Origin of the sequence: Xanthomonas sp. NCPPB 1325 (assembly GCF_041477645.2) — a bacterium.
GTDB lineage: Bacteria > Pseudomonadota > Gammaproteobacteria > Xanthomonadales > Xanthomonadaceae > Xanthomonas > Xanthomonas cannabis.
Genome location: NZ_CM192985.1, coordinates 906,484 through 921,308, shown reverse-complemented (window position 1 = coordinate 921,308; position 14,825 = coordinate 906,484). Strand labels below are relative to the sequence as shown.

Sequence of the window (14,825 nt, the reverse complement as noted above, 5' to 3'; positions counted from 1 at the left end):
GTCCTCCATGCTCCGACCGCGCGCGTTGTCTGTTGCCTTGTTGCTCTCTCTTACCGGGCTGTCGCTGCCGGCCCTGGCGGCGGATCAATGCGATTCGAGCCGGCTGGGGCGTACGCCGCCGGCGGTGAATTTCCGGGTCGACAACGATCTGTTTGGCGGCGAGGACCAGGACCAGGGCTATTCCAACGGTGCCGTGCTGACCCTGGTCTCGCCCAACCTGGTCGATTACACCGACGACCCCTGCCTGCCGCGCACCGCGCGCTGGGTCAACAGCTACCTGGAACGCCTGCATCCGGGCGAGTTCGACCAACAGAACATGGTGTTCTCGATTGGCCAGGCCATCTTTACCCCGACCGACTACACCCGCCGCGACGTGATCCCGGACGACCGCCCGTATGCGGGCATCCTGCTGGCAAGCTTCGGCTACAACGCCCGCAACGATGCCCACCTGCGGACCACCCAGCTGCAGATCGGCGTGGTTGGCCCGTGGGCCTTTGCGCAGGAGGCGCAGGATGCGATCCACGACGCACTGGGCGACGAGAAATTCCAGGGCTGGGACAACCAGCTGCACAACGAGCCGCTGATCAACCTGGTGCACGAACGCATGCGCCGCTGGCCGGCCGACGCCAGCGGCAATGCCGGCGGCTTCGGCTGGGACTTCATCTCGCACTGGGGCGGTTCGCTCGGCAACATGGCCACGCATGTGAACGCAGGCGGCGAAGCGCGCTTTGGCTGGAAGCTGCCGGACGACTTCGGCAGCACGCCCACCCGGCCGGCCGGCGAGAACACTGCGCCAAGCCGCTTGGGACGCGCCAGCGGCTGGTCGGGGCATGTGTTCCTGACCACCGATGCGCGCTGGGTGATCCGCGACATCACACTGGACGGTAATACCTTCCGCAACAGCCACAGCGTGGACAAGCGCCCGTTCGTGGGCGACGTCGGCTACGGCCTGGCGGTGATGTACGGCCGCTGGAAATTCGCCATTGCCCGCTACCACCGCACCCGCGAATTCGAGACCCAGCGCGAGACGCCGGTGTATGGCAGTTTCACGATCAGCCGGATGCTTTGAGGGCTGGGAATCGGGAGTGGGGAATCGGGAATCGCAAAAGCAAACGCTGTGCTCCTGCCTTTACCGATTCCCGATTCCCCATTCTCGATTGCAAAAAAAAATGCCGGCTTTCGCCGGCATTTTTTTTATTCTGATTCCCACCACATCCAGAATGCGTCCCAGAGGCGCTTGAAGAATCCACCCTCTTCGACCGCGTTGATGGCGACCAGCGGGGCCTGGGCGATGATCTTGCCGTCCAGGCTGACCTTCACCGTACCCACCTGCTGGCCCTTCTTGATGGGCGCCTGCAGATTCTTTGGCACTTCCATGCTGGGCTTGAGGTCGTTGTAGCGGCCGCGCTGCAGGCTGACCAGCAGCGGCTGCGCCACGCCCAGCTGCACTTCGTCCTGTTGTCCTTTCCACACCTTCTGCTGGGTCACGACCTTGCCGGGCGCGTACAGGCTGTGGGTTTCGAAGAAGCGGAAGCCCCAGTTGAGCAGGGCCAGGCTGTCGGTGGCGCGCTGCTCTTCGGAGCTGTCGCCCATGACCACGGCGATCAGGCGCTGGTCGCCGCGCTTGGCCGAGCTCAGCAGGCAGTAGCCGGCCTCGGAGGTGTGGCCGGTCTTGATGCCGTCCACCGCCGGGTCGCGCCACAGCAGCCGGTTGCGGTTGCTCTGCTTGATGGTGCCGACCTGGAATTCCTTGATCTTGTTGTAGGCGTAGGTCTCCGGGTAATCACGCACCATCGCGCGGCCCAGCATGGCCAGATCGTAGGCGGTCGAATGGTGCCCTTCGGCGCTGAGCCCGTGCGCGTTGACGAAGTACGAGTTCTTCATGCCGATCTTGGCAGCGTAGCTGTTCATCAGCGAGGCGAAGGCTTCCTCGCTGCCGGCCACGTGCTCGGCCAGGGCAATGGCGGCATCGTTGCCGGACTGGATCGCCATGCCCTTTTCCATGTCTTCCAGACGCGCGGTCTGGTTGACCGGGAAGCCGCTATAGCTGCCGTCGGTACCGGCGCCGCCCTCGCGCCAGGCGCGCTCGCTCATCATGACCTGGTCGTCGCGGGTGACCTTGCCGTTCTTGATTTCAGCGGCCACCACGTAGGAGGTCATCACCTTGGTGATGCTGGCCGGTGCCAGCTGCTGGTGGATGTTTTCGCCGGCGAGCACCTGCCCGGTGGTGTAGTCCATCAGGATCCAGGACTTGGACACGGCCGGCGCCGGCGCGGGTGGGACCGGCAATGCAGCCTGTGAGGCCGGCGCGGTAGCCGCAGCGGGCGTCGGCTGCGGCGCAGGCGTCTGGGCGCAGACCAGGCCGAAGGCGAACGTGGCCACGGCAGCGGCGGCGAAGCGGAATTTCATTGAAGAACGACTCCTGACGGGCCCGAAGGCTGGGTAATGCGAAATTGTAAGGCGCCACGGCGATCGGGGCGACGCGCGAAGGTGCGAGCGCGCTTGCACAGTTCAGTGTCCGCGCGCCCCATGCGGCGGGTGGCACGCCGCAGACGATGAGTGGACGAAGCTGGAAACCACCCCATTGCACGCGGGACGAGTGTATTCAACGGGCGTGCCAGGCGATGGCACACTCGCGCAGCGGCGCTCAGTTGGCGACGATCTGCGGCCGCCCGAAGCCCAGCCCTGCGATCCGCTGGGAGATTTCCGAGGCATTGGCATGATCGCGGGCATTGACGCGCAGGCGCCACAGGGTACGGCCACCGCTGACGATGTCGCTGACGCTGGCACCGGCGATGCCGGCCGAGGCCAGCTGCGACAGTGCGCGATTGGCGTTTTCACGGCTGGCGAAGCTTGCCACCTGCAACAGGATGTCGCCCAGCGCCGCTTCGGCCACGCTTGGCGCCTTGGCCGGGACCTGGGCCGGGGCCTGCGCGGTCTTGAGCGGACGCGCGGGCGCGCTATCCGGCGCCTTGACTGCCGCAACGGCGACCGGTGGTGCTGCCGGCACGGGAGCGGTGGTTGCGCCAGCGGGGCGCGGGGTCGCGGCGGCCGGCTTGCCGGTGGCCACGCGCACGCCCTGCGATTTCATCCACGCATCGAAGTTGTCGGCATTGCCGGGCTGACGCGAGTCGGCCACGCGATAGCGCCAGCGCTCGCCGGCGGCCGTGACCGGCGCCGCCGCCGATGCGGCGACCGGCGCGGCGGCCGCTGTTGCAGTGCCTGCCGCAGCCACGCGCGGCGGCACGGTGCGGGTGGGCAGCCGCTGCACCAGGCCATCGATCTGGCTGGCGCTGGCAGCCGGCCGCGCGCTGGCAACCGCGGCGTTCACCGGTGCCTGGCCACTGCGGCGCTTGGCGAGCAGATTGCCGTTGTCGGCTTCGGTCAGGCCACGCACTTCGACGTTGCCGGTGCCCTTGCCGGTGATGCCCAGCTTGACCGCGGCGGCGTAGCTCAGATCGATCACACGGCCGTCGTGGAACGGGCCGCGGTCGTTGACGCGCACCACCACCGACTCGCCGGTGTCGGTGTTGGTCACCAGCGCAAAGCTCGGCAGCGGCAGTGTCTTGTGCGCGGCGGTGAAGGCGTACATGTCGTAGACCTCCTTGTTGGAGGTCAGCCGGCCGTGGAATTTGTTGCCGTAATACGAGGCGGTGCCGCGCTCGACATAATCGCCGGGATTGTCCATCACCACGTAGCGCTTGCCCAGCACTTCATACGGCGAGCGGTTGCCGACCGCCGAGCGCGGCTCGTTGGTGACCAGCGGCTCGGGGATGCAGGCCACGTTGGGCACATGGTCGGGCGTACTGTCCTTGACCCCGGGCTTGTACAGGCCGCCGGCGGTGTAGTCGCCACGCGTGGATGGGTCTTCCTTGGCGGCGGCGTATGGCGAGGTGGAAGGGCAGCCGGTGGCCACATATGCCGGCCCCTTGCCTTCGACCTTGACGCCCTTGACCGCGCCGCCGCCGGTGTTGCCCGCGCTTTTCTTCGGTGCGCTGCTACAGGCCGCCAGGCCGAGCATCAGCGCCATCGGGATCAGCCACTTGGGGCCTGTCGTGCTGTTCATGCCGGGGGTAACTCCTTGCCGGCGATGGCCTCGGACAGCTGGAACACGGCCATCGCGTACATCTTGGAAATGTTGTAGCGGGTGATTGCGTAGAAGTTCTGGAAGCCCAGCCAGTACTGCTTGCCGTTGGCATCGTCCAGGCTGATCGGGGTGGCGGTGCTGCCGGCCACCACCGGCGCGCTCGGGTGATACCCACGCGTGGACAGGTCGGCCAGCGTGTACACCGGCGACCAGTCGGTGGGGTTGAATTCTTCGTGGCCGGCGGCCAGCGTGGCCGGCACGGCGACCTGCCCGCCGCGTACCCAGCCGCCCTTCTTGACGAAGTAGTTGGCGATGGAAGCGAACACGTCGTTGTAGTCGGTGAACAGGTTGCGCTTGCCGTCGGCATCGCCATCGACGCCGAACTGGCGGTAGCTGGACGGCATGAACTGGCCCATGCCCATCGCACCGGCGTAGCTGCCGATCAGGGTGGTGACATCGAGTTGCTCTTCCTTGCCCAGCGCGAACAGCTGGCCGAGCTCATCGCGGAAGAACAGCTCGCGGCGCACTTCGCGCTCGAGCTTGGCCGGGTCGCCACTGCGCGGGTAGCGGAACGCCAGCGTGTACAGCGCATCCAGCACGCGGTATTTGCCGGCATTGCTGCCATAGCTGGTTTCCACGCCGATGATGGACACGATGACCTGCGCCGGCACGCCGGTGGCGGCTTCGACCTTGTTCAGCTCGGCGCGATGCTCGGCGAGGAACTTGCGCCCCCCGTCGATGCGCGCCTGGGTGATGAACATCGGACGGTATTCGTTCCACGGCTTGACCCGCTCGGCCGGGCGCGACATGGCGGTGACGATGGCGTCCTTGAACTGGGCCTGGGCCAGGGTCGCTTCGATCTGCGTGGCATCGAGGCCGTACCTGGCGGCGGTGTCGCGCACGAAATTGGCACGCGCGATCTCGAACGGCACCGGGGTCAGATCCACCGGCGGCAAGGCAGGTGCTTCGGCGGCAGCGCTGGCAGGCACGGCAGCTGCAACGGGGGCAGCAGGCGGCTTGGCCGGGGGCGCACTGGCGGCCGGCGGCGGGGACGGAGGACTGGGCTGGGTCGCACAGGCGACAAGGCCGAGGGTGAGCAGGCAGGTCAGAGTGCGTCGAATCATCGGCCGAGGGTAACAGACATCGGATGAACTTCTGGCAATAAGACCATGAAACGAAAAGACTTTAGCCAAAGTCAAGGGCGGCCGCAGCAGTGGGAGTGGTTTTGTTTGTTCGGGATTCGGGATTCGGGATTCGGGATTCGGGATTCGGGATTCGGGAATGGGGAACGGGAGACGGGAGACGGGAGACGGGAGACGGATCAGAGGGTGGGCGCGACGTGCGGGGCGGTGTTGCGTCCGGTTTGGCGACGCAGCGCGCGCCGCGTGCTGGGTCTGGGGGAACAGGAGGCGATGCCTGTACCGGGTCGCTGCTTCAGCGCACAGCGATGGGGATGGTTGCCTGGCCGCGGTGCTTGCCTGCAGCCGGCCGATACCGAACCGCTGGCGGCATGGTCGATGGCGGCCTCGATGATTCGATCCAGGTAATGGGTCAGGCGCGACCGGCCCGACGGCCGCGCCTGACCCTCAGCTCACAGCGCGGGGAAGCGCGGTGCGCCCGAGCAGGTGGGCACCGCACCGCCCACTTGCACCGGGGCGGTGGTGACACCGGTGCCGGTGGGCGTCAGCGTGCTGTTGCTCAGCCCGATCCGGGCATTGCTGGCGGTGACGGTGACCGAGGCGCTTGCCGTGGCCACATTGGCCAACACCAGCTCCAGCGGGGTCTGTGCGTCGTAGCCGCGCAGGATCCAGCCCTTGCCGCCGGCGTCGTTGGCACTGCGCAGGCCATCGACCACAATGTCGCTGAAGGTCGGCTTGGTGCCGCTGCTGCCGCCGGCATAGAACGGGTTGATCACCAGCGGGCTGGTGACGCCGTACAGACAGGTACTGCGGTAGGTGACCCGGCTGACCGGCCCGCCCTTGACGATGCTGGTCTTGATGCGCAGGCCGCTGTTGTCGGTGCTGCGATTGCCCGCATCGTCGGTGGAGACGAGTGCGTTGTTGTCGACCAGCACGTTGCTGACGCCGGACATCACTTCGCTGCCGATGGAAATGCCATGCGTGCCGTAGCAGCGACTGTTGCGCACGGTGATGTTGGCCGACTTGGACGCGATGGTCTTGATCGCCACGCAATCGTCGCCGCCCATCACATCGCTGTCGTGGATGGTGGCGTTGACCACGCTGTCCAGATCCAGGCCGTCGGTGTTGGGACTGGTGGCCGGCGACTTCACCCGCACGCCCCAGATGGTCAGGCCATTGACGATGTGCGAGAAGAAATGGAAATACGCGGCATTGACCAGATTGACGTTGTAGAGCGTGAACTGGCTGGAGTTTTGCACCTTGATCAGGTCCGGGCTGTTCTGCACCTGACGGGCCGCCTTGGCGTTCTCGCCGAACTCCCACCAGGTGGTGCTCTTGCCGAGCATGACTTGATCGCCACGGCCGTCGATGGTGCCTTGTCGCCCGTCGGTGCGGATGCCCATCACGCCTGAGTTCGCACCTTTGACGCTGATCAAGGGCACGCACCCGCCGCTCTTGGAGCCGGCGCTGCCGCAGCCGCTGCCGTAATCGGCCGGGTTGCGCGAGCCGTACAGGGTCACGCCCTGATCGATGACCAGGGTGACGCCAGTGGGAATCGTCAGCGGGCCGGTCAGAAAGGCGTTGCCACTGCCGCCGGTGAGCAGCACCGCGCCGTTCTTGCACGCATTGAGTGCCGCCTGGATGGTCTTGGTATCGGGCGGCGCACTTTCCAGCGCCGCATCGAACAGGTGCCCGGTCGGTGTCAGGTGGGCGGGCAGCGACGAACACACGGTTGGAATCGTCGGTTGCGCGACCGCGCGGCTATCGCCGGTGGCAAAGGTGACGGCGCCCGCCTGCGCGCAAAGCGACAGACAGATACCGCCGATGGTGGCGGTTAGCAGTTTCATGGAAGAGGTCACCCGAATGAGGAATGGCGCGCGCCTGTGCAGGCGAGGCGACGCGGCCGCCAACGCTGCGGCGGCCAGGCGGACTCTACGAAGCGGTGTGCCCGCATGCAGCAGGTGCGCGAACCCGGCACCGCACGAACGAAGCAGGCTTACGCCGGTGTCGCGTCGTTGCAATGCACTACGCAAAAACGCGATGCGCCCGAAAACGTGTCAGCGTTTGACATACGCCTGTCGCATCGATCGACGCTGCGGGATTGCATGCGCCGCGTACGCGAGGACACGCGCACGGCATTGGCGCAACGCGGCGACCCTCCCGCATCAATACCCGTGCACCGGCCGGTGCGTCCTGACCGCCATCACCAGCCCAAGGCCGGCCAGCAGCGACACCGCCGAGGTGCCGCCGTAACTCATCAGCGGCATCGGCACGCCCACCACCGGCAACAGGCCGGAAATCATGCCGCCGTTGACCAGCACGTAGACGAAGAACGCCAGGCCGGTGGCGCCGGCGACCAGGCGCGAATAGGTGTCGCGCGCCTGCGAGGCGATCCACAGGCAGCGGCCGATGACGATGAGATACAGGGTGAGCACGGTGGCCACGCCGATCCAGCCGAATTCTTCGCTGAGCACCGAGAACGCAAAGTCGGTGGTCTGTTCGGGGATGAAGTTCAGATGCGATTGCGAGCCCAGCCCCCAGCCCTTGCCATCCAGCCCGCCAGACCCAATCGCGATCTTGGACTGGATGATGTTCCAGCCGGCACCGAGCGCGTCGTTTTCCGGGTTGAGGAACATCATGATGCGGTCCTTCTGGTACGGGCGCAGCAGCCAGAACCAGGCCACCGGCGCCGCCGCCGAGACGCCGCCCACGCCCACCGCCACCCACCACCACGGCAGGCCGGCCAGCAGCAGCACGAAGACGCCGCTGGCGGCGATCAGCACGCCGGTGCCGAAGTCCGGCTGCAGCATGATCAGCGCGGTGGGCACGCCGATGATCATGCAGGTGACCAGCACGGTGGAGATGCGCGGCGGCAGCGGCATGCGGTGCAGATACCAGGCCGCCATCATCGGCAGGCTGATCTTGAGCAGCTCTGCCGGCTGCAGATAGAACACCTTCAGGTCCAGCCACTGCCGGCCGTATTTGCCGGTGCCCAGCGCGAATACCGCCAGCAACGGCAGCATCGACAGGCCGTACACCCACGGCGTCCAGGCACGCAGGCGCAGCACCGACATGCGCGAGATGCCCCACATCGCGGCCACGCCGATGGCAAAGCGCACGCCTTGCGCCATCACCAGGTGATCGCCATTGGCAGCGCCGCCGGCGCTCTTGAGCACCGACAGGCCGATCACCATCAACGCACCCAGCGCCAGGCACAGCACCCAGTCCAGGCTGCGCGTGAAGCGCGCGGCCATGTCCACCAGCCAGCGCAGGATGTCACTCAATGGTCGGTCTCCTGCACCGCGTCCGGCACGTCCGGCACCACCGGTTGCGCGGGCGTGTTGGGGTCCAGCGCAACGGCGGCCTGGCCGATCACCACCGGCAGCTCGTCCAGCGTGGCGGCGGCCGCGTCGCCGGCTGCGCGCGCGTCGGTGGCGCCGGCTTCGAACTGGTTGAGGCCCACCGCGGTCATGCCCAGCTCGCTGTCCAGCGGCAGGATGCCGGCCGGCATCTTGCCCAGCAGCCAGGCGTCGAAGATCTTGCGTGCGATCGGCGCCGCCGAGCTGGTGCCGAAACCGCCGCCCTCCACTGCCACCGCCACCGCGATGACCGGGTTGTCGGCCGGTGCGAAACCCACGAACAGGCCACGGTGACGCAGATGCAACGGCAGGCTGCGCGGGTCCACCGCCGCCACGCCCTTGCGGCTGACCACCTGTGCGGTACCGGTCTTGCCGGCCATCTGATACGGCGCCCCGGGGGTGATGGCGTAGCCGGTGCCGCCCGGGCGCATGGTGTCCATCATGCCCTCGCGCACCACCTGCAGATGCGCCGCGCTCGGGCTGATCGGCTTGCCCGGCGGCTGGATCATCGGCTGCCAGGGGTGATCGAAGCCGGTGCGCTGCTCCAGCACCAGATGCGGGCGCAGCAGCAGGCCGCTGGCGATGGCCGAGACGCCGCGCACCAGCTGCAGCGGGGTCACCTTCCAGTCGCCCTGGCCGATGGCGATGTTGACGGTGTCGCCCGGGTACCAGCGTTCCTTGCGGGTCTTGTACTTGTAGGCCGGCGACGGCAGGATGCCGCCGATCTCGCCCAGCAGGTCCACTCCGGTGGGCGCGCCAAAGCCGTATTCGGCCATGTAGTGGTCGAAGCGCTCGATGCCCATGTCCACCGCCAGGCGGTAGTAATAGGTATTGACCGACTGGGCGATGGACTTGCGCAGGTCGGTCCAGCCATGCCCGCCGCGGTGCGAATCGCCCCAACCGCGGCTGACCCCGGGCAGATAGAACATGCCGGTGGACAGCACGCGGTCTTCCGGCCGGCGCAGGCCGCTGTCCAGGCCGGCCAGCGCGATCAGCGGCTTGAGCGTGGAGCCCGGCGCCACGCCGCCCAGCACCAGCCGGTTGAACTGCGGCCGCGACGGGTTGTCGTTGAGCATCTTGAAATCGGTATGCGAGATGCCGTTGACGAACAGGTTGGGGTCGTAGCTGGGCAGGCTGACCATGCCCAGGATCTCGCCGGTGCGTGGGTCCATGGCAATGGCCGCACCTTCGTGCTCGCCGAACGCGGCCACCATCGCGCGCTGCAGGTCGGCATCCACCGACAGCCGCAGGTCGGCACCGGATTGCGGCGCGACCCGGCCGACGGTGCGGATCGCCCGCCCCTGCACGTTGGTTTCGACCTGCTCGTAACCGACCTGCCCACGCAGGTCCTGCTCGTAGTAGCGCTCCAGCCCGGACTTGCCCATGTGGGTGAGCGCGGCATTGCCCTCGCCCAGCACCGCCAGGTCTTTGTCGTCGATGCGGCCGACGTAGCCGATGATGTGCGCGAACAGCGGGCCGTAAGGGTAGCGCCGGGTCAGATACGGCTCCAGCTCCACACCGGGAAAGCGCCAGCGCTCCACCGCAAAGCGCGCCATTTCCTCATCGCTCATGCGCAGCTTGAGCGTGACCGGCAGGAAGCTGCGGCGGGCCTTGCGCTCGCGGTTGAAGCGTTCCAGATCCTCCGGCGCGATCGGGATCACCTTGCCCAGCGCGGCCAGCATGGCGTCCATGTCGGCTACCTTGTCCGGGGTCACATCCAGACGAAAGGCCGGCACGTTCTCGGCCAGCAGCCGGCCGGTACGGTCGTAGATCATGCCCCGCCCCGGCACCACCGGCTTGGGCTTGATGCGGTTGGCCTCCGAGCGGGTGGCGTAGACCTCGTGGTCGAGCACCTGCAGCTTGAAGTACCAGCCGCCCAGCCCGACCAGGCAGATCACCACCATCACAAAGCCCAGCACCGCGCGACGACGGAACTGCTCGGCCTCGGCGTGCGGGTTCTTGGGCTGGCGACGGCCGTGCATGGGCTACTTCTTGCTCCGCTTGCCCAGCCGCACCGCATCCAGCAACACGAACAGCGGCGGCCACAGCGCCATGCCCAGCAGCGGCGCCCACCAGTAACTCCACGGCAGGGTCGGCTCGCCGACTGCCAGATGGACCGCCGAGGAGACGATGCGGTCGTTGAGCAGCAACCCGCCGATCGCCAGCGCCTGCTGCGACACCGGGAAGAAGCGCATCCGCGCGCGGAAGCGCTGCAGGATGAAGGTCATGATCACCAGCCGCAGCGCCTGCTCGCCGAGCAGCCCGCCGTACAGCAGGTCGGCCAGCACGCCGGCCACGAAGGCCACGCCCAATCCAACCCGGTCCGGCTCCTCGATCACCCAGTAGGCCAGCACCAGCGCCAGCCAGTACGGACGCAACGGCTGCACCACGGCCGGCAACGGCAGCAGGCCCAGCACCAGCGCGATGAAGATGCTGGCCGGCAGGATCCAGGTGTTGCGCATGCGGGTCATTGGTCCGTCTCCGTTGGAGACGGGACCCGGGACCCGGGACCCGGGACCCGGGGAAAAGCGGTGGATGCCGCGCTAGCAGCAGCGGCAGCCGGGTGCACACGCTCCGCCGACGGCGGAGGGGCCGGGTCCTGGGCAGGGGCGCTACCATCGTTGCTGTTGCTGTTGCTGTTGCTGTTGCTATTGCTATTGCTATTGCCGGGCCCCGGGTCCCGGGTCCCGGGCCCCGGCTCTCCCGGCACCACCCGCAGCGGCTTGCCCGCGCGCAGCAACAGCACATCGCGACCACGATCGAGCTTGGCTGCCGGGGTGAGTTCGCCGACCAGGAAGGCGTGGGTGTCGTCGGGATGCAGCTCGGAGACCTTGCCGACCGGGAAGCCGGCCGGGAAGCGGCCGCCCAGGCCGGAGGTGACGATTTCGTCGCCCACCTGCACACCGGCGCTTAGCGGGATGTCGCGCAGTTCCAGGCGGTCGCCGCGGCCGTAGACGATCAGGCGCACGCCGTTGCGCGCCACGCTGACCGGCACCGCGTGGTCGGGGTCGGTGAGCAGCAGCACGGTGGAATGCAGCGGAGTCACTTCGATCACCTGCCCCATCAGGCCGCCGGCATCGATCACCGCCTGGCCCATCAGCACGCCGTCGCGGCTGCCGGCATCCAGCAGCAGGCGCTGCCGGGTCGGGTCCAGGTCGATATCCAGGATCGGTGCCAGCTGCACGTCCAGGCCGCGGCGCTCGGCCACGTTGAGCAGTTCGCGCAGCTGCGCGTTGTCCAGCGCGGCGGTCTGCAAGCGGGTCAGGCGCGCGTTGGCCACCAACAGCTGATTGCGCAGGTCGCGGGTTTCTTCCACCAGTTGCGCATGGGTGGCGGCGTTGTCGCGCACCTGCGAGCCGATCCGCCCCGGCAACCCGGCCACCGCCCAGATCGGCTGGATCAGCAGATTGGCCTGCAGGCGCACCTGGCTCAGCCAGCCCCCGCGGCTATCGAGCGCGATCAGGGTGATCGCCAGCACCAGATAGACCAGCAGCCGCAGCGTGGAGGTGACTTCGCCCGGGCGGGAGGCGACGGGAGGACCGGCGTAGGAGGGCACTTTCAGGGCCGGGAAGGGAGATTCGGGAGTGGGGATTCGGGGAGCACTTGGCTGGCCCCGAGACGAATGCGGCTAACACGTGAATCAGCGGAACTGCGCGGCAATCCCGCCGGGCCGTAGGCAGGAACCGCCTTTGCGAATCCCCAATGCCGACTCCCGAATCCCGAACGCATCACTCCGGCGCGAAGAACTCATTGCCATGCATGTCCACCAGCTCCAGCGCACGACCACCGCCGCGGGCCACGCAGGTGAGCGGGTCGTCGGCCACCTGCACGTGCAGGCCGGTTTCTTCGGAGATCAGGCGGTCCAGGTCGCGCAGCAGCGCGCCGCCGCCGGTGAGCACGATGCCGCGCTCGGCCACGTCGGCACACAGTTCCGGCGGGGTCTGCTCCAGTGCCAGCTTGACCGCGGAGACAATGCCCGACAGCGGCTCGTGCAGCGCTTCGAGCACTTCGTTGGAGTTGATCTTGATCATCTTCGGCACGCCCTCGGCGAGGTTGCGGCCGGAGATTTCCATCTCCTGCACCTCGTCCTGCGGGTAGGCGCAGCCGATCTGCAACTTGATGCGCTCGGCGGTGGCTTCGCCGATCAGCATGCCGTGGTTGCGGCGCACATAATTGGTGATCGACTCATCGAAGCGGTCGCCGCCCACACGCACCGACTGCGAATACACGATGCCGTTGAGCGAGATCACCGCCACTTCGGTGGTGCCGCCGCCGATGTCGATGACCATCGAGCCGCGCGCCTCGGTCACCGGCATGCCGGCGCCGATCGCGGCAGCCATGGGTTCTTCGATCAGGTACACATCACGCGCACCGGCCTCTTCCGCAGATTCCTTGATGGCGCGGCGCTCCACCTGGGTGGAGCCGGCCGGCACGCACACCAGCACGCGCGGGCTGGGGCGCAGGACGCGCGACTTGTGCACCTTCTTGATGAAGTGCTTCAGCATTGCCTCGGTGTAGGTGAAATCGGCGATGACGCCGTCCTTCATCGGGCGGATGGTGGTGATGTGACCAGGCGTGCGGCCAAGCATCTGCTTGGCCTCGGCGCCGACCGCCGCCACCGAACGCGTGCCGCCGATTGCGCGGTCCTGACGCACCGCCACCACCGATGGCTCGTTCAGCACGATGCCCTGCCCGCGCACGTAGATCAGCGTATTGGCCGTGCCCAGATCGATGGACAGGTCGTTGGAGAACATGCCGCGCAGTTTCTTGAACATCGAGGGAGTTGGTCCTGGGTAAGTCGCGCGCCCGGCCGCCAGCGTGGCGAAATTTTGGGCAGAAAACGAAGTCGGCTAGCCTAGCAATCCCCCCCGGGGTGAGCAAGGAAAAATCGGATCTGCCGGCCCGGTTTTCATGTGCCGGTCACGCCGGCCATGGCACGCGGTTGTGGCCCTGATCGGTCGCAGCCGTTACCCTTTGCGCCGCGGCGTTGCTGCCGTCCCGCTGCCATGCCCGGCAACTGGCGGGTATTTCCTTACGCAAAGGCCTGACTCGATGTCCGCACTGATCTGTGGTTCCCTCGCCTACGACACCATCATGGTGTTCCCGGACCAGTTCAAGAACCACATCCTGCCGGACAAGGTGCACATCCTGAATGTGTCGTTCCTGGTCCCGCGCATGCGCCGCGAGTTCGGCGGCTGCGCCGGCAACATCGCCTACAACCTGCATCTGCTCGGTGGCGCGCCGATTCCGATGGGTACCGTGGGCCAGGATTTCGGCCCGTACCGCGAACATTTCGAGATGCTCGGCATCGACCTGTCGCGGGTGAAGATCATCGACGACCTGTTCACCCCGCAGGCCTTCATCACCACCGACCACGACAACAACCAGATCACCGCCTTCCATCCGGGCGCGATGATGCGCAGCTACGAAAATCACGTGAAGGACGTGCCGGGCGTGACCCTGGGCCTGGTCGGCCCGGACGGGCGCGAAGGCATGATCCAGAACGCCGAAGAGTTCGCTGCCGGCGGCATCCCCTTCATCTTCGACCCCGGCCAGGCGATGCCGTTGTTCAACGGCCCGGAGCTGCGCCAGTTTATCGAGCAGGCCGACTACGTGGTGGTCAACGATTACGAGTCCAACCTGCTGCAGGAACGCACCGGCTGGGACGAGAAGGACATCGTCTCGCGCGTGCAGGCCTACATCACCACGCAGGGCCCGAAGGGCGCGCTGGTGCATACGCCGGAAAAGACCTACGACATTCCGCCGGCGCACGAACGCCGCGTGGTCGACCCCACCGGCTGCGGCGACGCGTTCCGCGCCGGCCTGATCTACGGCATCCAGCACAACTACGATTGGCTGACGATCGGGCGCATGGGCAACCTGATGGGCGCGCTGAAGGTGGAACACCCCGGCACCCAGAACCAGCGCTTCGACTTCGCCGAGTTCAACGACCAGTTCAAGCAACAGTTCGGCTACGCGCTCTGACGCCCGCTTCGCCCTTCTCCCACTGGGACATTGTCCTCCTTCATGGGGGAGAAGGTGCCCCGAAGGGGCGGATGAGGGTACGGGCGAAGCCTCGCGCAGTTCGAGAACTCGGGCGCTATGCGCGACGTACCCTCACCCCAACCCCTCCCCCGGGGGAGAGGGGCTTTATGGCGGCATCGGCAGCGGCAACGCACTTTGCTGCAACGCAGTTTGAGCATGGGGACGATTTGTGTCTCTACTGCCGCCTCGCGTCCA

General features: G+C 67.1%; 10 protein-coding genes and 1 pseudogene. 2 read left to right on the top strand and 9 right to left on the bottom strand.

Features of this window, described 5'->3' with window-relative positions; all coding sequences use genetic code 11:
• Window positions 1-7 precede the first annotated feature (7 nt).
• A complete protein-coding gene (locus ACCQ10_RS03655; protein WP_372362256.1) occupies window positions 8-1,069 on the top strand; it encodes a lipid A deacylase LpxR family protein in 1,062 nt (353 codons plus the stop codon).
• A 125-nt stretch (window positions 1,070-1,194) separates the two neighbouring features.
• Here ACCQ10_RS03655 and ACCQ10_RS03650 read toward each other — a convergent pair whose 3' ends face one another.
• The 9 genes and pseudogenes from ACCQ10_RS03650 to ACCQ10_RS03610 all read right to left on the bottom strand — a co-directional run bounded on the left by ACCQ10_RS03650 (window position 1,195) and on the right by ACCQ10_RS03610 (window position 13,360).
• Window positions 1,195-2,409, bottom strand: a complete 1,215-nt coding sequence (locus tag ACCQ10_RS03650) for a D-alanyl-D-alanine carboxypeptidase family protein (protein WP_372362255.1) — start codon at window positions 2,407-2,409, stop codon at window positions 1,195-1,197.
• Window positions 2,410-2,647: 238 nt separating this feature from the next.
• Complete coding sequence (locus ACCQ10_RS03645; protein WP_372362254.1) at window positions 2,648-4,066, bottom strand: septal ring lytic transglycosylase RlpA family protein; 1,419 nt, start codon at window positions 4,064-4,066, stop codon at window positions 2,648-2,650.
• Window positions 4,063-5,211: a lytic murein transglycosylase B gene (mltB, locus tag ACCQ10_RS03640; protein ID WP_372362253.1), complete on the bottom strand. Its 1,149-nt coding sequence runs from the start codon at window positions 5,209-5,211 to the stop codon at window positions 4,063-4,065. Before mltB ends, ACCQ10_RS03645 begins: the two co-directional genes overlap by 4 nt.
• Window positions 5,212-5,678: 467 nt before the next feature.
• Window positions 5,679-7,073: a glycoside hydrolase family 28 protein gene (locus ACCQ10_RS03635; RefSeq protein WP_372362252.1), complete on the bottom strand. Its 1,395-nt coding sequence runs from the start codon at window positions 7,071-7,073 to the stop codon at window positions 5,679-5,681.
• Between the two features lie 318 nt (window positions 7,074-7,391).
• A complete protein-coding gene (gene rodA / locus ACCQ10_RS03630) occupies window positions 7,392-8,510 on the bottom strand; it encodes a rod shape-determining protein RodA (RefSeq protein ID WP_039404329.1) in 1,119 nt (372 codons plus the stop codon).
• Entirely contained in the window at window positions 8,507-10,567 is a 2,061-nt protein-coding gene (gene mrdA, locus ACCQ10_RS03625; RefSeq protein ID WP_372362251.1) for a penicillin-binding protein 2, read from the bottom strand. The genes rodA and mrdA overlap by 4 nt, the downstream gene beginning before the upstream one ends.
• Before the next feature lie 3 nt (window positions 10,568-10,570).
• Window positions 10,571-11,056: a rod shape-determining protein MreD gene (mreD, locus tag ACCQ10_RS03620; RefSeq protein ID WP_039404324.1), complete on the bottom strand. Its 486-nt coding sequence runs from the start codon at window positions 11,054-11,056 to the stop codon at window positions 10,571-10,573.
• 35 nt (window positions 11,057-11,091) lie between these two features.
• Window positions 11,092-12,141, bottom strand: a pseudogene (gene mreC, locus ACCQ10_RS03615) (rod shape-determining protein MreC); the annotation flags it as partial.
• 172 nt (window positions 12,142-12,313) lie between these two features.
• Entirely contained in the window at window positions 12,314-13,360 is a 1,047-nt protein-coding gene (locus ACCQ10_RS03610) for a rod shape-determining protein (RefSeq protein ID WP_010368259.1), read from the bottom strand.
• Between the two features lie 277 nt (window positions 13,361-13,637).
• On the opposite strand from ACCQ10_RS03610, the gene ACCQ10_RS03605 reads away from it, so the two are divergent.
• Entirely contained in the window at window positions 13,638-14,570 is a 933-nt protein-coding gene (locus ACCQ10_RS03605) for a carbohydrate kinase family protein (RefSeq protein WP_039564127.1), read from the top strand.
• Window positions 14,571-14,825 lie beyond the last annotated feature (255 nt).